The sequence below is a fragment of the Pseudomonas sp. UBA6276 genome (genome assembly GCF_002438365.1).
Lineage (GTDB): Bacteria > Pseudomonadota > Gammaproteobacteria > Pseudomonadales > Pseudomonadaceae > Aquipseudomonas > Aquipseudomonas coleopterorum.
Genome location: NZ_DJUS01000153.1, coordinates 12,978 through 31,322 on the forward strand (window position 1 = coordinate 12,978; position 18,345 = coordinate 31,322).

The window sequence follows — 18,345 nt, forward strand, 5'->3', positions numbered from 1 at the left end:
ATGAAACTCAAACACTTCCTGCAACCGTTGGACTCTTCCTTCTCGACGCCCAAGGCGGCGCGCAAACTGTTGCATCTGTTTGCCGCAGCCTTGGTGTTGGGGCTGTTCGCCGCTGCAGGCAGTTATCTGCGTACGGCCTTCAATGATGAGGTCAGTCTGCGCCGCAGCGACATGAACGCGGCCATCTCCGATGCTCAGAATTTCTTCGTCAGCCGCCAGACATTGCTCAGAAGCCTGGGGCTTTCAGCTGTGCGCAATGTGGTGCAACCCAAGCCCAACCTCAACGAGGTACCCACCGAAGAGGTGCATATTGCCTTGGGCCAAGGCGCCGACAGTTGGAGCTTGTGGCTGACCAAGCGCATGCTCGCTCACCTGCGACAGAGCAAGGTCAACCTCCTGTATATCGGTGCGGGCCAGGGCCTGGCGCCAGACCAGACGTCCACCATCACCCGTCTGTTCAGTATCGCCGACAGCGTTTCTCCCGTACCGATGTGCGTGCCTCGCAGGCTGCGAGCTTTCGAAGGGGTAGGACAACCGACCAACGACTATCTCTGGCTCAGCGATCAGAGCGACGCCGCTTCGCCCCTGTATATTTTCACCCGGCTGGACGAGCGCAGTCCGGCTTCGGGGTGGCTGGGCCTGGAAGTGGACGTGCCAGACCTGATGGAAGCGCTGCGCCACGACAGCGCTGGAGATTTTCTGCTGCTCGATGCCAGGGGTGAAGTGATTTTCACCAGTGCTGTCGGTCAATCGGCGTACCAGGCGCTCGACCTGCTCAGGAGCAGCAACGCTTTTGGCCTGGTGGGCGGAGGCTGGCTTCCGCAGCATCTGGCGATCAAGAAACAGCTGGGCTATTCGCAATGGCAGATCGTCTACACCCTGAAGCTGAGTGCGCTGCTTCCGGCGTTGGCCGCACGTGTGTTGACCTGTCTGTTGTCGTGCCTGATTGCGACGATACTGATGTGCTGGCTGGTTCGGCGCATCGATCGGCGGCTGATCATCCCGGCAGGTCACCGTATTGAAGCGTTGGTGGAGAGTGAAGCGTTCAGCAGCACCGTCATTCGCATCGCGCCTGTGGCGCTGTGCGTGCTGCGTCGCAGTGATGGCAAGGTCGTGCTGCAGAACCCCTTGGCGGAACAGTGGCTGGGCCATGGCCAGGAGCGTGAGCAGCTGTGTCATGGCTGGATTCATCGGGCCTTCGATCAACTGGACCGCAATGGCAGCGACGAAATCGAATTGGCCGATGGACGCCATCTTTACCTCGCCTTCGCGCCGACGCGTTACCAGCGCGAAGAGGTTCTGATCTGCGCGTTCAGCGATATCAGTGCCCGCAAACAGGTCGAGCGAGCATTGCAGCAGGCGCGCCGCTCGGCGGACGCGGCCAATGAGGCCAAGACGCTGTTCCTGGCCACCATGAGCCATGAAATCCGTACGCCGCTCTACGGCGTACTGGGCACCCTGGAGCTGCTGACGCGAACCGAACTCAATGGGCAGCAGCGCAACTACCTGAAAGCCATCGAGGGCTCGTCGGCCAACCTGCTGCAGTTGATCTGCGACGTGCTGGATGTGGCCAAGATCGAGGCAGGGCAATTGTCGCTGGAGCTGACGACTTTCTCGCCCCTGGCGCTGGTTCGGGAAGTCATGCAGGGGTATGCCGGTGCCGCCCAAGGCAAAGGCCTGCGGCTGTTCAGCTGCATCGATCCGCAGATGCCCCAGCAGTTGCGTGGGGATGTCACCCGATTACGCCAGGTGCTCAACAACCTGCTCAGCAATGCGCTCAAGTTCACCGACAGCGGTCGCATCGTGTTGCGGGTGCGCGTGGATACGCGAGACGACGAGCGCCCGGTGCTGCACTGGCAGATCGTCGATACCGGCAAGGGCATCAGTCGCGAAGATCAGCAGCATTTGTTCGAGCCGTTTTTCCAGGCCAGTGGCAATGCCAATGTGGTGGCCGGAACCGGTTTGGGCCTTTCGATCTGCAAGCGTCTGATTCATCTCATGAACGGCAATCTGCGAGTGGTCAGCGAACCGGGTCTGGGCAGTAGCTTCGCCTTCGATGTGCCCCTGGAGCAGGTGCGCGAGCAGCCGGGCCTGGTCAATGCCGAGCCGCTCATGGCCCATAGGGTCTATGTGGTGTCGCGCATGCACGATCTGTCCGACAGCGTCTGCGGCTGGCTGCGACGCTGGGGCGCGATTGCCCAGGTTGGGGTGCCGGCAGCAGGGGAGGTGCCTGTCGATGCCGTACTGGTCGAGCTGGAGACGGTTGCCGAAGAGTCCAGCCTTGTGCCGCACTGGCTCGGTCCGAGGGTCATCGCCAGCCCCATGGAGCTGACGTTCGATGCAGCGCTTTCAGGCATCTGGCAGGCCAACCTCAACAACCTGGAAGAGATCAGGGAAGCGGTGTCCCGTGCCCAGGGACAAGCGCGCAAGCAATGCACCGGCGTGCCCGAAGCTCCCGCTGAGATGGAGCTGAATCTTCGCGTGCTGGTGGTCGAGGACAATGTGATCAATCAATTGATTCTGCGTGATCAGCTCGAGGAGCTGGGCTGCAACGTGGTACTGGCCGGTGACGGTGTCGAGGCGTTGTCGCTGTGGCACGCCGCCGAGTTCGACCTGGTGCTGACCGATGTCAACATGCCGCGCATGAACGGCTATGAGCTTGCCGCGCAGTTGCGCCAGCGTGACTGCACGCTGCCCATTATCGGTGCCACGGCCAATGCCATGCGCGAAGAAGGCGACAAGTGCCTGGCCGCAGGAATGAACCAGTGCCTGATCAAACCGGTGACGTTGCGGGCCTTGCACCAGTGCCTGCAGCACTACCCGCGGAGGGTGGCGTGAGTCCCTATCGCGTGCTCATCGTTGAAGACCACCCCTTTCAACATGAGTATCTGGTGCATGTGTTCAATGAAGCGGGTGGCTTCAACGTCGACACCGTCTGGGACGGGCAGACGGCGCTGCAATCGCTGGCTGGCGGCCATTACGATTTGCTCCTCAGTGACCTGCTCATGCCCGGCATGGATGGGGTACAGCTGATCCAGCAACTGGCGACTCTGGACAACCCTCCGGTACTGGCGCTGATGAGCGTGGCGTCGCGACGCATGTTGGAGGGGGCTGGTCTGGCCGCGCGCAACCTGGGGCTGACGGTCGCCGGTCTGATCTCCAAACCCGTGCAGGCGACGGCCGTGCAACGCCTGCGCGACTGTCTGGACCAGATCGGCGGCGCACCGCGCGGCGCGATCGGCCAGCCGATCCTGGAGGATGTGGACGCCGTCGCGGCAGCGCTGCACAACGGTCAGATACAGGCCTGGTTCCAGCCTAAGAAAAGCCTGTGCGATGGCCGCATCGTCGGCGCCGAGGCATTGGCGCGCTGGCTGCATCCTGGTGCAGGGTTGTTGATGCCCGGGGCCTTTCTCGGGTTGGTGCAGCGGGCGGGGTTGGAAGAAACACTGCTGTGGCTGACCTTGCGGCATACATTGGCTGCGCAGCAGCACTGGCGGCGCAAGGGCTACAGCATTCCCGTGTCGATCAATCTGCCGACCCATCTGCTGGATCAGCATGATCTGGCTGACCGATTGCATGCGCAGGTCGTGGAGCAGGGTGCCGATCCACAGCAGGTGATCTTCGAACTGATGGAAACCTCCACCACCCATCAGCTCAGCGATTACTACGCGGGCGCGTGCCGGTTGCGCATGAAGGGCTTTGGCCTGGCCCAGGATGATTTCGGTCAGGGCTTCAGCTCGTACTTCAATCTGGTGTCCACGCCTTTCAGCGAGCTCAAGCTCGACCGCTCGCTGGTGCACGGATGTGCCGACAACGAGCACCTGGCCACGGCACTGCAGAGCATTGTCGAGCTGTGCCGCAAATTTGGTCTGGCCGTGGTGGCAGAAGGCGTGGAAACCCATGCCGAGCTCATGCTGCTGCGTCGTATCGGCTGTGAGCAGGTACAGGGGTTTCTCATCTCGCCCGCCGTCGCGGTTGATCGTTTCAGCACTTTGCTGATAGAAGATGGCCCTGCGCCAGCACTAAGCTGATCGGACAGGGTCTGATGTCTACGAAGCCCAAGGGAAGGGTCGCCTGCATTCAGGCGTCAACGGCCACGGCCACTGCCAGGCACTACGCCTTTCATCAAGGCTTCAACGGTATTGATCATGAAGCATGCAAGCTTGCGTCTCGGGGCGCTGGCGCTCAGTTCGCAGCGCCTGAACAAGGGCCTGCTGCTGTTGGCGGGGCTGACGCTGCTGCTCACCAGCACCAGCTATTGGGCCGTCAGCCGCCTGGTCGAGGCGGAACAGGACAAGGTGGAGTTTCATTTCGCTCGGGTGATCGAGAACATCCACGAGCATGAGACGTTCCTGCGCAACGTGGCCAGTGCCTACGATCGCACCAACCACAGCCTGCTGGCCGACGTCCAACCGGCCAGCACGACGGCGCTGGGCAGCGATGGTCATCGCGAGCTGTTTCAGGGGCGCGCATTGCCACTGTCATTGCCTTTCACCTTGGCCTATGACAGTCGGCTGACCAGCATGGAGACCCGCGGCGCGCGCTCCTTGGGCACTCAGCTTACCGATTACTACAGCACTTATTGGGCTGGCTCCTATTACGCTTCGCCGCAGATGTTCGTGTTCGCTCCCAACGCTCAGTTCGACATTGCCGTGCCAGGCATTGATGGCACGCGGCAGCGTCTGCCGTTGCGCCAGGCCCAGTATCTGGAGATAGCCGGGCGCCTGCGTGAGCAACTGCAGCCACAGCGGCCGTTGCTCAGCGGCACGGGGGTGCGCTGGCTACGGGCGCCATCGGGCCTGTACAGCACTGCCAAGACGTTGGTCGCGAGCATCGGCGTCGACCTGCCTGCCAGCATCATGCCCTCACGGCAGGAACAGGGCCTGACCACCGTAGTAGCGCTGTTGGACATGGGGCAGATCAACGAGATCGAACGACTGCTGCGACGGCCGGTGTACAACCAGTTCACCCTGATCTCGCCCCAGGGCGAGGTATTGCTCGGCAGCTTGGACGATGACAGTCAGGCGCCGATGGGCTTGAGCTTCAGCGGCAAGGGCTTGCGGTTCAAGATGAGCACTGAAAACGGCGCGCGCTGGACTGCGCTGTACGCCATCAGCTACCAGGATTTTCTGCGTTACGCCAAGTGGCCGCTGGTTGGCCTTGGCTTGACGGTATTGCTGGCCTTGCTGGTGGGGTGGTGGATCAATCGCTGGTATCGCCTGCAGATCGTGCAGCCGGCGCAGCGTGCTCAACAGCGTCTGTTCGAGGGTGAGGCGTTCAACCGGGTGATGATGGACAACGCCCCGGTCGGCTTGAGTGTCGTGCGCCGCGAAGACCACGAAGTGTTGCTCGAGAACCAGCGTGCACGCGAATGGCAGGGCACCGCCGAACTGATCAAGTCGCTGAACCTCGGTGATGTCCCTGCCACCCCCGATGAGGTCTGGCTGGAGGTGGCCGGACGACACTTGCAGGCTTGCTTCGTGGCGACCCGCTATCAGGGCGAGGATGTGCTGCTGTGCGGTTTCAACGACATCACCCAACATGTCGATACGGCGCAGACCATGGAGGAGGCCCGGCGCACGGCGGACCAGGCCAGTGAGGCGAAGACGTTGTTCCTGGCCACCATGAGCCACGAGATTCGCACACCGCTGTATGGCGTGCTGGGCAATCTGGAACTGCTCGGCCTGACCGATCTCAACCATCGTCAGCGTCAGTACCTGGAAGTGATTCAAGGCTCGTCGGCGGTGCTGTTTCAGTTGATCAGCGATGTGTTGGATGTGTCCAAGATCGAGTCCGGTCAGATCGCGCTCGAGGCGATTACCTTCTGCCCGCAGGATCTGGTGCAGGAGGCGGTCCGCGGTTTCACGGCGGCCGCTCAGCACAAGGGCCTGCCGATTCAAACCGAGATCGAGCCACAGGTGCCTGCGCGCCTGCGCGGTGATCCGGGGCGCATTCGGCAGATCCTCAACAACCTGTTGAGCAATGCCATCAAGTTCACCGAATCGGGCCGGGTACTGGTGCGTCTGGCCGTGGTGGAGATGGGCGAGGCGCGCGTGGCGTTGCAGTGGCAGGTGTCCGATACCGGCGCGGGTATCCCGGAAAAGGCTCTGGAGCAGCTGTTCAAACCCTTTTACCAAGTGTCCGAGCGTGACCAGAGCACGGGCGCCGGGCTTGGGCTGTCGATCTGTGCCCGCTTGAGCGAGTTGATGGGCGGCAGCATGCGCGTGGTCAGCGAGCCTGGCCTGGGCAGCAGTTTTTCGCTGTTGCTGGAACTGCCCATTGTCGCCCTGCAAGCGCCGCCGGCGGTCTCGCAGCCCCAGCAGGGTAGCCGCTTGCCGGGTAAGCCATTGCAGATTCTGGTCGCCGAAGACAACCCGATCAATCAGGCCATATTGCAAGAGCAATTGCAGGCGCTTGGGGCCCAGGCGACGGTGACGGAAAATGGCGAGCGGGCCTTGCAGGCGTGGGCCGCGCAAGCGTTCGACCTGGTCATTACCGACGTCAACATGCCACGCATGAATGGTTACGAGCTGACTCGCGAGCTGCGTCGCATCGGCGCTACGGTGCCGATCATCGGGGTCACCGCCAACGCCATGCGCGAAGAAGGTGAGCGTTGCCTGCAAGTGGGCATGAATGCCTGGGTCGTCAAACCGTTGAGTCTGTCGATGCTGCGCGCGACGGTGCTGGCCCACTGCAGCGAAGCGCAGGGCGGCGGGCTGGCGGTGGATCTCGAAGGTTGGATCGACCTGTCGCCGGCGATGCGCCAACTGATGGAACGTACGCTGCATGAGGATATCGAGCAGATCGAACAGGGTCTGCGTTCGGGTGACGGCACCCTCGTGCAACAGCGTCTGCACAGCCTCAACGGCGGCCTGGCCACGGTACGGGCCACGGCGCTATCCATGGCTTGTGGTCAATGGGAGGCGGCTTTGGAGCAAGGCCCTCTGGACGCGCGCGCCAGTGCCGGTATCAAGGTGTTGCTGGAACGCTTGCGCGTAGTGGCGATGGCTCTGCGAGAGGAGCCGCGCGCATGATCATTGGACAACGCACGGAAGGTAGCTTATGCAACAACTGAAAGTCGTCATTGCCGACGACCACCCCATTGTCCTGGTGGGGGTGCGTGAGATGGTCATGCGCGATCAACGCTTTGCCGTGGTAGCCGAGGCCGTCAGCCCCAGCCAGTTGGTGGAGCAACTACAGACCCATCGGCCGGACGTGCTCATCACCGACTACAACATGCCCGGCGATGCCGTGTATGGCGACGGATTGAAACTGATCCAGTACGTGCTGCGCCACTTCCCCGACACTCAGGTGCTGGTGCTCACCATGGTTTCCAACAGCCTGATCCTGTCGCGTCTGGACGAACTCGGGGTGGCGGGCGTGATCCAGAAAAACCACCTTCACGAAGAGATTCAGAAGGCCTTGAGCGCCCTGAGCGATCGACGCAGCTACCGCAGCCCACAGGCCCCCGCCAGTTCGGTGGTCGGCAGTACCCAGCAGGTCGATGAGCGGTTTGCCAGTCTGTCACCCAAGGAGCTGGAAGTGCTGCGCCTGTTCGTGACGGGGTTGAGCGTCAGCGATATCGCTCGCCACCTGAGCCGCAGCATCAAGACCGTCAGTGCGCAGAAGGTGGCCGCCATGCGCAAGCTGGAAGTGGACAGCGATCAAGCGCTGTTGACGTACTGCATACGGGCCGAGCAGTTCGAGTAGACGGCTACAGGTAGGTCATTTCGAGCATCAGCAAGGCGCTGTAGCTGCCTGCCTCGGGCAGTGCTTCCAGCATGACCGGGGTGACTCGCAATACCAGCTCCAAGGTCTTCCCGGACACGGTGAAGGCATTGCTCTGGCCCAGACCGAAATCGATCTCCGTCCCCGCCACCTGCGGCCGCAGCAGGCTCAGGCGCAAGCCCAGCTGTGCCAGGCTGGTGGCCAGGGTGCGGCGATCGCTGGTGCTGGCTGCCGACAGCTTGAGGTCGACGCGGCTGGCGTCACGGCAATCGAAGACCAAGGGCACATCGACGCTGCCGACCTTGGCGTCGTGCAGTTGATTGAGCGATACCACTCCCAGATCCACCTGCTGAACACCAGCGAAGCGGGCGCTGCAGGGCGGGGAGATCAGTTGGCCGGTCACTTCGATACGGGCGCTATCGCCTGCGGCCAGCGCACCGGATGAGCAAAGCCAGGCGAGCAGGGCAAGATGACGAATGGTCATAGGTACTCGATGTTCATCACGAAGGTGGAGGTAAAACTGCCGGGCGTGAGCTCGCCACGCTGCACCAGTCGTGCACTCAGGCTCAGGTCCACACTGCCGCTTTGACCGGTCAGGGTGCGCTTGACGTTTAGTAGGTTGGCCGCCGTGTTGTTGCTGGTCCACAACAGCGAGACACCCAGGTTGGCGGCCGTCGTCCGTGCCACGGTGTCGGTGAAGGTGTTGTTGCTCGAACTCAGGCCAACGTTCAGCGACGAGCCCGCCGGGCAGGTCAGTGTTACCGGCACCGCTATCGGTGCGGCGCTGGCGACCTGGTCGGTACGCACGTCACCGAAGTCGACCGTCAGGGTCGAACTGCTGGCCAGCACGCAAGGCGGGCGGGTCAGTGTTCCCCGAACGCTGATGTTGACGGTATCGCTGGCCGCCAGTGCGGCGGTGTCGATCATCGACGCCAAAAGAAGGGTCAGCAGGGCAGAACGTTTCATGGCCAATGCCTCAGCGGTAATCGATGGTCAGGGTGTATTGCGCCTGAAAGCTGCCGGCCGGTGATGCGCCCGCTGCCAGACGTGGGGTGAAGCCGAGGTTCAGGCTGTTGTCGCCCGCTCGCAGGTTGATACTGCGGGCGCTGTTGAGCGAGACGGCGGTGTTGCTGTCGGTCCAGCGCGCGGCCATGTTCAGTCCCGACAGCGAGGTCGTCGACAGGCCGTTGGCAGCGTCCATGGTCTGCTGGTTGGAGGCCAGGGTGACGTTGGCCTGCAAGGCCGTGGCGCAGTTGAGCGAGACGGTGGTGTTCTGGCTGACGTTCTGCAGGCTGTCGTTGCGCAGGGTGCCGAAGTTCAGGTTGACGGTACCTGGCGAGGTCAGGCTGCAGGACGGGGCCGTGACGGTGTAGCGGATCAGCAGCGAGTTGATGTAGTCGCCGTAGTTGTGCCAGCCACCGATGGAGGTGTCGGTGAGTTGTACCACCAGCCAGTGCTGACCGGTGGTGGCGGCTGTGATGCCTACCAGTGCGACGGAATAGGGGACCACACGGCCGACTCTCAGAGGCTGACAGCTTATGGGTATGCAGACGGTGCCGGGCGTGCCGACCGGTACTTCTGGCAATTGCGCACCTGTGCCGAGGTAGAACGCCATGACACTGGGTGGTGTGCCTATTGGCTTGCTCTGCACGAACTGCAGTGATGCCCCCACCGGATACCAACGGGTGATGGTGCAGCTCCCTTCCATCACCAGGGTGAATCGCGTATTGGGGGCTACATTGCCCAACTCGCCGGACGAGTTGCTGTTGCTGCATTTCATGTTGTTCTCGATCAAGGCCTGAGCCGGCGCACTCAGCAGACACAGCAGTGCGCTGAGCAGGCCCAGGACGGCCCTTTTCAAACAGACTTCATACATTGGGTGCACCTTGGCTTGGCTGTTGGGCGGTCGCGGGCCGGTCGCACTGGGACTGGATCTGGGCGATGCCGGTGGTGGGTTGATCGGCCAGGTCCAGTGCCACCGCGCACCAGGATTGACCATTGACGCTGACCTGCAGTCGCGCCTTGTCCGGCACACCGCTGAGGAAGATCCGTCCGTTGTCGGCCACCATCGCGGCGTTCAGAGGAACGCCCTGCACGTCCAGCAACTGTGCACTGGCGGCGAAAGGAGCCGGGTTGCCGAACTGATCGCTCAGCTTGAGCAGTACCCGGCGGCCGCGCTGGGTGTGAAAGTCCACCAGCGCAAAGGCGCCGCGGGTCGGTGCGACCTCCTGCACCAGCTGCGTGATATCGATGTCTTCGGGCAGGCTTTCGGTGTCCAGCGAAATGCGATTGCTCCGGTAGGGCAGGGCCGATGGCACCACCGTGTAGCCGTCGGCGTTGGTGTACACGCCGGTCTTGTTGAGCACGCTGACATTGGCAGCCCCGGGAGTGGCAACGATGATGTTGGTCTCGCCCAGCGGTTGGCTGAAGATCAGGCTATTGCGATGAGCAAGCACCGCGCCTTCAATGCCGTAGTCCAACTGTTGGTCATTGCCGTAGCGGTTGTAGGCGCCGTGCACCACTGCGCGGGAGCCGTCATAGCGCGCCGCGATCGATGAGCCCAGGACGTCGCTCTGGTCACTGGTTTGTTGCGAAACGCCCACGTTGTAGCTCAGCGCTCCCTCCGGCAACGCGTTGCCGCTCAGGGTTGCGGTACGTGATGCCTGGCCCGTCGAGCTCTGGCTGGTGTTGAAGGTGGCGCGCTGCCCCGACGGTCCGCCCAGCGGCAAGCTGATGCTCAGCGATACGCTGCGGCTGTCCACTTCATTGCCCCGATTCAAGCCCAGGCCCAGGGAGTAGGAAACATTGTGCGCAGTGAAGTTGTAACCCACCTGGAGCGAGGTGTCGGCCTTGCTGTAGTTCCAGTAGGCCGATTTCGACAGGTTCGCGTACAGCCCGCCATAGTTGCCCAGTTGTTGGGAAATGTTGGCGGTGAAGTTGCTTTTGACATGGCCGTTGCGATAGCTGGACAGCGCCTGCACGTTCTCCCGGCTGTTGAGTGCTTCGCTGAACGAGTAGTAGCCGCTGGTGGAATAGCGATAGCCGATCAGGCTGAAGTTGGTGTCGGTGGCGGCCAGTGACTTGGAGTAGCGGAAGCGGTAGGACTGCCCGCTTGCACTGGCTTTGCCCGCGCCCACGCCGGTGCTGCGGGCGTGGGTCACATCCAGAGATACAGCGCCCAGGCCGGAAAAGTCGTGCGCCAGACCCAGCAGGCCGGCGTTGTATTCGACGCTGGTCAAGGTCCCGCCGAACACCGTGGTGCCGCCGCTCAAACCTCGGCGCAGGCTGGCCTGGACGAAAGCCGGTGCGGCGTGCTGTTGGCTGTCTTCGCTGGGACGATAGTGGCCCGCGTAGAACGAGTAGCTCTGCTGACCTTCGCGCAGCATGTACGGCACGGAGGAGAACGACTGGGTGTACACCTGTCGCTGCCCATCAGGCCCTTCTACCGTGATTTCCAGGTCGCCATTGCTGGAGGTGGGGTACAGATCGGTCAGGGCGAAAGGGCCCGAAGGCACCCAGCGTTCGTCGATCACATAGCCGCGCTGGCGGATGGTGATCCGTGAGCGGCCGTTGGCGATGCCACGCACCACAGGCGCGAACTCCCGAGCCTGATCGGGAAGCATGTCCAGGTCGGAGGCCACCCCCACGCCGCGATAAGGCAGGGCGTCGAACAGATCACCTTCGGTGTTGGCCTCGCCGACGGTGGCGATCGCCATCAGGTTGCCCAGATCCCGCTGCGCGTAGGTTTCCAGATTCTGCCAGCGGCCCGGATTGCCGGTTCCCTTGCGCCAGGTCGAATGGTTGCGTAGCCGCCACGGGCCGCTGTTGATGCCGCTGCGCAGGGTGCCGAACTGGTTCTGACGGGCCTTTCCATCGTACTGCGCGGCACTGCCCGAGAAACTGTAGTTGGCGAACGCGACTTGCTCGCCTTCGCTCCATTGCTTGCGCCGCAGTGCAAACGGAATGCTCCCCAGATACGCCTGGGGAATCTGAATGTCGAGGTGTTGGCGATTGAAGTCGTAGTCGTAGCTCACGCCACTGAGTGGGCCGCTCAAGTCCACGCAGCCGGTTTCCACCTCGGTAGCCCCCTGCAGCACGTCGGAGGAGACGCCATTGCTCAATAGAAATTCGCTGTCCACGCAGGGATACAAGCCGGTGACCGAGCGGGCTGGGGTTTGTGGGTCACGGATGAAACGCAGGTCGCTCTGGCCTGCCTGTTTCTGATTGATGCTCACGTTGACGTGGTAGATCCCGGGTAACTGCCCTTCGCTCAATGCGCTGACTTGTTCTTGCACCGCAGTCGATGTGCGACCGCCACCAATTTCCAGAAACGAGGAATCGAACCGGTAGCCGGCCTGGGCATCGGCGAGATGCAAGGCCAGGGCTGCAAAAAAGGGGCAGCCGATGACCTTCACCGCGCGTGAGCGCATGAAAAGGTGCGAACGGAGCATGGGGCATCCTGAAGTCAGGGAGGGTCAGTTGACCTGGGCAGTGGGTGCGACGAGGGTGCTGCCGTACTCGTCGATGTAGCTCAGGGTGATGCGGTCGCCGGGCTTGGCTGCGACGTCGAGCTGGCGCTGCTCTGCGGGGCGGATGACATCGGGGATGTCTGCGGTGGCGACGTCGTTGACCTTCAACTCGCTGACCACCAGGTTGAATCCGGAGGGGTTGCGCACCTGCAGTTTGCCGTTGTTCGAATGCCAGGCCACGTTGGCGGTTGCCTCTTTGAGCGTGCCCTTGAGGCCTGCGGGCCGGTAGAACAGCTTGATGGAGGTTTTCAGGGCGATCTGCAGCACGTTCTGCGCGGTTTGTTCCTGAGTCATGGCCGGAATCGCTTTGACGTTCATCAGGAACAGGCTTTCCTGGTCCTGCGGAAGCGACTGCGAACCGGTGTAGAGAATGCGCAGCACGTTTTCGCTGTTGCCATCCAGGCGAAACAGCGGTGGAGTGACGAGGAAGCCTTCGACGCTGTTTTCCGTCTGGGTGCCGTAGGCGCTCACCCAGGACTGCACCAGATAGGGCGCGTCTTCACCACGGTTGCTGACGCTGAGATTGGCCTCCTTGGCGGCACTGTCATAGATCACGCGGGTAGCGCCTACCGATACGGCGGCGCTCGCCTGACCTGCCAGCAGCACAGGCAACAGGGTCAGAAGAGAAAGGAATCTGGAACGCATGGACATACCTTCATGCTCGGCAAGGCCAGCCGGGATGCGGCCCGGGCCGGCCTTGGCCAGTGAGTTACTTGTAGATGACGTCGAAGCTGGCCAGCGCATACACCTGACCGGTACCAATGCCCGATGCTGTGACTTCGCCCTGTTCGTTCTTGGTGTCGACCGCGGTCCGCACATACTCGGCGCTGAAGTCGAAGGTGTTCGACTGCGGGCGCAGTGCGTAATCGGAGGTTGGCGTGTTCAGGGCGACCTGGTTGCCGGTGCGCTGGTCGTTGATGCGAATCGCCACGCCCTTGACCTGGTTTTCGCCGGTCAGGCCCAGCAAGGTGGAGTCCACGGCGTCCTGCTGGCCGCTGAAGCGGATGGCCACGTTCTTGCGGGTGGTGGTGCTGCAATTGTCCAGGCTGATGGAAAAGGTGTTGCCTCCGGCCGCATCACCGACCGCCGGGCCGAAATCGGCGATACGGACCTGGCCCAGCTCGACCGAGCGGTTCACGCTGCTGGTATTGATGGTGCAGGCGTTATCGGTGACCGCGCCGGTGAACTCGATCTGACCGTCGGCGGCCTGCACGTTGGCAGCGGCCAGCAACAGGCACGAAGCGCCACAGGCGATCGTGTATTTCCCTAGGTTCTTCAGCATTTGCATTGCCCTTGTAGTGGGGAGTGAGTGGAGGCCTGCACAGGTCTTGAACGCCTGATCAGCAGACGCAGCCATGGTGCCGCGTTGGGCGCGGCAACCCCATCAGACGAATCTTAAAGCGCCCTCCAGACCCATTTTCAAATCCCCCCAAGACGACTAGACTCGAAAGCTGAAACGTTTCACTCTGCTGCCTCATAACTCCAATAAAGGGCCACCCCCATGAAACTGCTCCCCCTTGCCTGTGCCATCTCCGCGTTCACCCTCAGCGCCCACGCCCTGGCCTGGGATTTCGTGCTGCTGGACAGCGACAAGCCTGCGCAGAACCAGCGCATCACCAGCGAACAGTTGGGCGTCAAAGTCGACAAGCCGTTTTCCATCACCATGCGAACCCTGCACGGCGGCCGTCAGGAAGGTGTGAGCCTGATCGATATCGATAACGGCACCATGAAGCTGACGTTGGTGCCTACGCGCGGCATGAACGTGCTCCATGCCCAGGTCGGCGATGCGCGAATGGGCTGGGATTCGCCGGTGAAGGAGGTGGTCAATCCGGCCTTCATCGAGCTCAACGGCCGAGGTGGTCTGGGTTGGCTGGAAGGCTTCAACGAGCTGGTCACCCGCTGCGGTTACGAATGGGTCGGTCACCCCGGCATGGACAATGGCGAGTTGCTGACCTTGCATGGTCGTGCTGCGAACATTCCGGCCAGCAAGGTCACGGTGCACATCGACGAAGCGCCTCCCTATGCGATTCACGTGCGTGGCGAGCTGAAGGAGCAGGCCTTCAAGAAGGTCGACTTCAGCGTACAGACCGAACTGGTGACCGAACCCGGCGCGGCCCGTTTCGTGCTCAACGACACCCTGACCAACAACGGCGACTACCCCAAGGAATACCAGGCGCTGTATCACAGCAACTTCAGCACGCCGTTCCTGGAGGAGGGCGCGCGGTTCGCCGCAGCGGTCAAACAGGTGTCGCCGTTCAACGACAAGGCCAAGGGCGACCTGGCCGATTGGCAGACCTATCGCGCGCCGACCAAGGACTATGACGAAACCGTCTACAACGTGGTGCCCTACGGCGACGCCAAGGGCGACACGCTGACCGTGCTGCACAACAAGGCCGGCAGCCTGGGCGTGGCGGTGGGGTTCAATGTCCAGCAGTTGCCGGTGTTCTCGTTGTGGAAGAACACCGACACCCAAGGTCAGGGGTACGTGACGGGGCTGGAGCCGGGTACCAGCTTTTCCTATAACCGCCGTTACCAGCGGCCCCTGAACCTGGTCCCAACCATCGAGCCCAAGCAGCAGAAGCAGTTCAGCATCAGCTACAGCCTGCTGGCGGACAAACCTGCCGTGGACAAGGCGCTGAAGACCATCGACACGATTCGCGACGGTCGCCAGACCGAAGTGCGGCAGACGCCGTTGGTGGACCTGAGCAAGGAGTAGGAAGCGCTGTGGTCATGAGCTGAAATCCGCGCGGACATACCGACAGGCGGATTTCGGCTCGCCAATGAAATCGCACGAATGAGCTTTCATTCGTGCCTGCCAGGCAACATACATTTGCGTATCGTTGCCTTACTCCCCGCAACTAAGCCCTCTAGACTGCGCCCATCGATATTACTCGCACAGTCAACGAGGCCACTTTCATGAAAAAGATTCTCCTGCTCAACGGCGGCAAGCAGTTCGCTCACTCCGACGGTCGCTACAACCAGACCCTGCATGACGCCGCCGTCGCCTACCTGGACCGCGCCGGCTTCGATGTGAAGCAGACCTTCATCGACGGCGGCTACGACCTGGCCGAAGAAGTGCAGAAATACCAGTGGGCCGATGTGATCATCTATCAGATGCCGGGCTGGTGGATGGGCGCGCCGTGGACCGTGAAAAAGTACATCGACGAAGTGTTCACCGAAGGCCATGGCAGCCTCTACGCCAACGACGGCCGCACGCGTTCCGATGCTTCGCAGAAATATGGCAGCGGCGGTTTGCTCAAGGGCAAGCAGTACATGATCTCGGCCACCTGGAACGCGCCGCAGCAGGCGTTCGACGATCCTGCCGATTTCTTCGAAGGCAAAGGGGTGGACGCGGTGTACTTCCCGTTCCACAAGGCCAACGAGTTTCTCGACATGACCGCCTTGCCGACCTTCCTCAGCGTCGATGTGATGAAGAGGCCCGATATCGACAACGACGTCGCGCGCTATGAAGCGCACCTGGCCAAGGTGCTGGGCTGACGGTACGCTCGCCCGGGTAGCGATTGGTGTATGTTGCGCACGTCCCGGTACACCCGATGAGGCCTGCCTTGAAATCCCGATCCGATGAGCTGCAAGTCTTCGTCGCCGTCATCCAGAGCGGCTCCATCTCCGCGGCCGCCGAGCAGTTCGGGCAGACCCCATCGGCGGTCAGCCGCACGCTGTCCAAGCTTGAAGCCAAGCTGGACACGACCCTGATCAACCGCACCACACGGCGCATGGACCTGACCGAGGAGGGGCGGTTTTTCTTCGAGCAGGCCAAGGACATCCTGGCGCGCATGGATGAGCTTGAAGAGCGCTTGTCGCTGCGTCAGCAGACGCCGGCCGGGCGCTTGCGCATCAATGCCGCGTCACCGTTCATGCTGCACGCGATCGTCCCGTACGTGGCCGAATTTCGCGAGCGCTATCCGGACATTCAGTTGGAGCTCAACAGCGACGATCTGATCATCGATCTGATCGAGCACAGCACCGACGTCGCCATTCGCATCGGCGTGCTGGCCGATTCGACCTTGCATGCACGCTCCCTGGGCTGCACGCCGTTGAATATCCTCGCCAGCCCGGCCTACCTCGAACGCCACGGCGTTCCCCAGACCATCGCCGCGTTGAGCCAGCATGTGCTGCTGGGCTTCACCCAGACCGAAACCCTCAATCACTGGCCGTTGCGCCATGCCGAGGGCGATCGGTTGCAGATCCAGCCGCGGATTGCGGCGTCCAGTGGCGAAACCTTGCGTCAGTTGGCGCTGGAGGGGCAGGGGATTGTCTGCCTGTCGCATTTCATGACCCACGAAGACATTCGTCAGGGGCGTTTGCAGGTGGTGCTGGCCGAGGCCAACAGCGGCTATCGACAGCCGATTCATGCGGTGTACTACCGCAATTCGCAGTTGGCGTTGCGGATTCAGTGCTTCCTGGACTTCATTCAGGACAAGCTGGCCATTTACGCCTGCTGAATCTATGCCTGCTGACGCGGGCGCAGATGGATTGCACCGCTTTCGATCCGCCGCTTACCATGACGCCTGATCGCCACTGCCAGGACTCATCATGAAGCGCATCGCATTGCTCGCCGCCCTCATCACGCTGGCCAGTTGCTCCAGCAAGGGGCCCGACGACGGCAGCCTGGGCAACGAACAGGCCAAGGACATGTTCAAGGAGGCGATGTCGCAGCCGCCCGTGCCGCAGAGCGTGATGCGCAACGGTGATCGCTTGAGCTTCATGCTGTTGCAGCCCAAGAGCGAGACATCCCCGTTCGGCTTTCTGTTGCAGGTCGATGCGGCCTGCTCCAGCCCCAGCGCCAGCCTGATCTATCTGGATGGCGTGAAGCGTATCTATTTCGCCAGCCCCGATGGCAAGTACGCACCGGCGCGCCCGATTCCTGCCGGCCAGGTCGAGGTGCTCAACGCCAGCCCCGCCTTCCAGCGTGCCTGCGCCACGACGCCCCAGCCGGATTGGCGGGTGCTCAAGGGCAAGGGTGACGAGCAGTATGTGATGATCGATCGCAACAGCCTGTCCACCGTCGACGGCCAGTTGCAGTTCTGGGCCGGCTACGATTCGCCGAGCATCGGCCACGACCTGCCGTACAACGCGCCCTATGCACAGAAGCGCGAACGCTATGCGCTGGACTGCAGTAAACAGACCTTCAGCCTGCTGGCCGGGTATGACCTGGACGAACACAACACCGTGACCGATGGCGGGGTGTTCTTCGAGCCCAAGACCTACTCGGTGAAGGGCAGCGATCCTGACTATCGATTGTTGTTCGATGCGGCCTGCGGCAAGCCCGAGGGCCTGGCCGCGTTGCCGGCGTTCAAACCGCGGACCAAGGCACCGTTGGTGCTGACCACGCCCAGGGTGCAGGCGCCGGCCTTGTCGGCGGTCAAACAGTTGAATCTGCCGGTACCGGCAAAACAGTTGAAGCGGACAGTGGAAACCGGCACCGCTCATCTCAAGGGGCAGAGTGCGCCGTTCACCGAGGAGAAGTCGTTCAGCCAGGACAAGGCGTCGGGCCTTCTGGCCGTGCGAACCAAGGGCAGCAACTTCGAGGGGCAGGCGGTGAGCTTTCGCGGGCTGGTCGCGTTGGCCCAGCAGACCGTGTACAGCGGCGAGGCGCCGATGGTGGATAACATCGGCTTGAACGCCATTGCGTTCAGAGGCGACTGGAAGAACATGCCGGTGGGCGCTCAGTTGGGCTATGTCACCGATGGCAAGATGAGCAACAGCGTGGTGGGCGAGTACGGCAAGCCGCGCCAGGCGTTCGACTGCAGGGTCGAACAGCAGGTGCCCGCCGCGCAGGTCAACGCCCGTCTGAGCGGGCAGGCGAAGAAGCTGCGGTGTGCGCATCTGGAGGACAGTTTCAAGCGGGTGGAGACGTTGTATTACCTGGAGGATTACGGGTACTTCTTCCGCGCCGGGGTGGACCCCAATGACTTCTTTCATGAAGAGCGGGTGTTGAAGGAAGTGGAGTGAGCGGTTGGGATCGTGTTGCTGCCGGACGCGGCTTGCGCCGCTGCTACAGGGATCGCGTTGCTGCCGGACGCGGCTTTGGCCGCCGCCCCACGGGGGGGGGGGGGGGACCGGGGGG

Annotated in this window: 14 protein-coding genes; 8 read left to right on the plus strand and 6 right to left on the minus strand. The window is 62.3% G+C overall.

Annotated features, from left to right (window positions below; genetic code table 11):
* The 4 genes from B2V21_RS17630 to B2V21_RS17645 all read left to right on the plus strand — a co-directional run bounded on the left by B2V21_RS17630 (window position 1) and on the right by B2V21_RS17645 (window position 7,710).
* Window positions 1-2,838 (plus strand): ATP-binding protein, encoded by a 2,838-nt coding sequence (locus tag B2V21_RS17630; protein WP_286917544.1) that lies wholly within the window; start codon window positions 1-3, stop codon window positions 2,836-2,838.
* Window positions 2,835-4,031, plus strand: a complete 1,197-nt coding sequence (locus B2V21_RS17635) for an EAL domain-containing response regulator (protein WP_134723104.1) — start codon at window positions 2,835-2,837, stop codon at window positions 4,029-4,031. The genes B2V21_RS17630 and B2V21_RS17635 overlap by 4 nt, the downstream gene beginning before the upstream one ends.
* Window positions 4,032-4,148: 117 nt before the next feature.
* Window positions 4,149-7,034 carry a hybrid sensor histidine kinase/response regulator gene (locus B2V21_RS17640; protein WP_286917545.1) on the plus strand — a complete coding sequence of 962 codons (2,886 nt, stop codon included), beginning with the start codon at window positions 4,149-4,151 and terminating at the stop codon, window positions 7,032-7,034.
* A 28-nt stretch (window positions 7,035-7,062) separates the two neighbouring features.
* Window positions 7,063-7,710, plus strand: coding sequence for a response regulator (locus tag B2V21_RS17645; protein WP_090356094.1), 648 nt, complete (start codon window positions 7,063-7,065; stop codon window positions 7,708-7,710).
* Window positions 7,711-7,714: 4 nt separating this feature from the next.
* On the opposite strand, the gene B2V21_RS17650 is transcribed toward B2V21_RS17645, so the two are convergent.
* The 6 genes from B2V21_RS17650 to B2V21_RS17675 form a co-directional block, all read right to left on the minus strand.
* Entirely contained in the window at window positions 7,715-8,212 is a 498-nt protein-coding gene (locus B2V21_RS17650) for a fimbrial protein (RefSeq protein WP_049858611.1), read from the minus strand.
* On the minus strand, window positions 8,209-8,694 hold the full coding sequence (locus tag B2V21_RS17655; RefSeq protein ID WP_177327933.1) for a fimbrial protein: 486 nt from the start codon (window positions 8,692-8,694) through the stop codon (window positions 8,209-8,211). The genes B2V21_RS17650 and B2V21_RS17655 overlap by 4 nt, the downstream gene beginning before the upstream one ends.
* Window positions 8,695-8,704: 10 nt before the next feature.
* Window positions 8,705-9,589, minus strand: coding sequence for a fimbrial protein (locus B2V21_RS17660; RefSeq protein WP_286917546.1), 885 nt, complete (start codon window positions 9,587-9,589; stop codon window positions 8,705-8,707).
* A 7-nt stretch (window positions 9,590-9,596) separates the two neighbouring features.
* Entirely contained in the window at window positions 9,597-12,179 is a 2,583-nt protein-coding gene (locus B2V21_RS17665; protein ID WP_134723101.1) for a fimbria/pilus outer membrane usher protein, read from the minus strand.
* A gap of 24 nt (window positions 12,180-12,203) precedes the next feature.
* Window positions 12,204-12,902, minus strand: coding sequence for a fimbrial biogenesis chaperone (locus B2V21_RS17670; protein ID WP_192069094.1), 699 nt, complete (start codon window positions 12,900-12,902; stop codon window positions 12,204-12,206).
* A 64-nt stretch (window positions 12,903-12,966) separates the two neighbouring features.
* Complete coding sequence (locus B2V21_RS17675; protein WP_049858615.1) at window positions 12,967-13,539, minus strand: fimbrial protein; 573 nt, start codon at window positions 13,537-13,539, stop codon at window positions 12,967-12,969.
* A gap of 219 nt (window positions 13,540-13,758) precedes the next feature.
* On the opposite strand from B2V21_RS17675, the gene B2V21_RS17680 reads away from it, so the two are divergent.
* From B2V21_RS17680 to B2V21_RS17695, 4 genes are all read left to right on the plus strand, one after another.
* Window positions 13,759-14,973, plus strand: a complete 1,215-nt coding sequence (locus tag B2V21_RS17680; RefSeq protein ID WP_282348993.1) for an aldose 1-epimerase family protein — start codon at window positions 13,759-13,761, stop codon at window positions 14,971-14,973.
* 200 nt (window positions 14,974-15,173) lie between these two features.
* Entirely contained in the window at window positions 15,174-15,755 is a 582-nt protein-coding gene (locus tag B2V21_RS17685; RefSeq protein ID WP_134723097.1) for an NAD(P)H-dependent oxidoreductase, read from the plus strand.
* A gap of 68 nt (window positions 15,756-15,823) precedes the next feature.
* Entirely contained in the window at window positions 15,824-16,720 is an 897-nt protein-coding gene (locus B2V21_RS17690) for a LysR family transcriptional regulator (protein WP_056845177.1), read from the plus strand.
* 91 nt (window positions 16,721-16,811) lie between these two features.
* Window positions 16,812-18,230, plus strand: a complete 1,419-nt coding sequence (locus tag B2V21_RS17695) for a hypothetical protein (RefSeq protein WP_286917547.1) — start codon at window positions 16,812-16,814, stop codon at window positions 18,228-18,230.
* Window positions 18,231-18,345 lie beyond the last annotated feature (115 nt).

Excerpts from the sequence above, each read along its gene's own strand:
- B2V21_RS17630 (WP_286917544.1), top strand. The coding sequence starts at position 1 with ATGAAACTCAAACACTTCCTGCAACCGTTGGACTCTTCCTTCTCGACG.
- B2V21_RS17640 (WP_286917545.1), top strand. The coding sequence starts at position 4,149 with ATGAAGCATGCAAGCTTGCGTCTCGGGGCGCTGGCGCTCAGTTCGCAG.
- B2V21_RS17645 (WP_090356094.1), top strand. The coding sequence starts at position 7,063 with ATGCAACAACTGAAAGTCGTCATTGCCGACGACCACCCCATTGTCCTG.
- B2V21_RS17650 (WP_049858611.1), bottom strand. The coding sequence starts at position 8,212 with ATGACCATTCGTCATCTTGCCCTGCTCGCCTGGCTTTGCTCATCCGGT.
- B2V21_RS17655 (WP_177327933.1), bottom strand. The coding sequence starts at position 8,694 with ATGAAACGTTCTGCCCTGCTGACCCTTCTTTTGGCGTCGATGATCGAC.
- B2V21_RS17665 (WP_134723101.1), bottom strand. The coding sequence starts at position 12,179 with ATGCTCCGTTCGCACCTTTTCATGCGCTCACGCGCGGTGAAGGTCATC.
- B2V21_RS17670 (WP_192069094.1), bottom strand. The coding sequence starts at position 12,902 with ATGCGTTCCAGATTCCTTTCTCTTCTGACCCTGTTGCCTGTGCTGCTG.
- B2V21_RS17675 (WP_049858615.1), bottom strand. The coding sequence starts at position 13,539 with ATGCTGAAGAACCTAGGGAAATACACGATCGCCTGTGGCGCTTCGTGC.
- B2V21_RS17680 (WP_282348993.1), top strand. The coding sequence starts at position 13,759 with ATGAAACTGCTCCCCCTTGCCTGTGCCATCTCCGCGTTCACCCTCAGC.
- B2V21_RS17685 (WP_134723097.1), top strand. The coding sequence starts at position 15,174 with ATGAAAAAGATTCTCCTGCTCAACGGCGGCAAGCAGTTCGCTCACTCC.
- B2V21_RS17695 (WP_286917547.1), top strand. The coding sequence starts at position 16,812 with ATGAAGCGCATCGCATTGCTCGCCGCCCTCATCACGCTGGCCAGTTGC.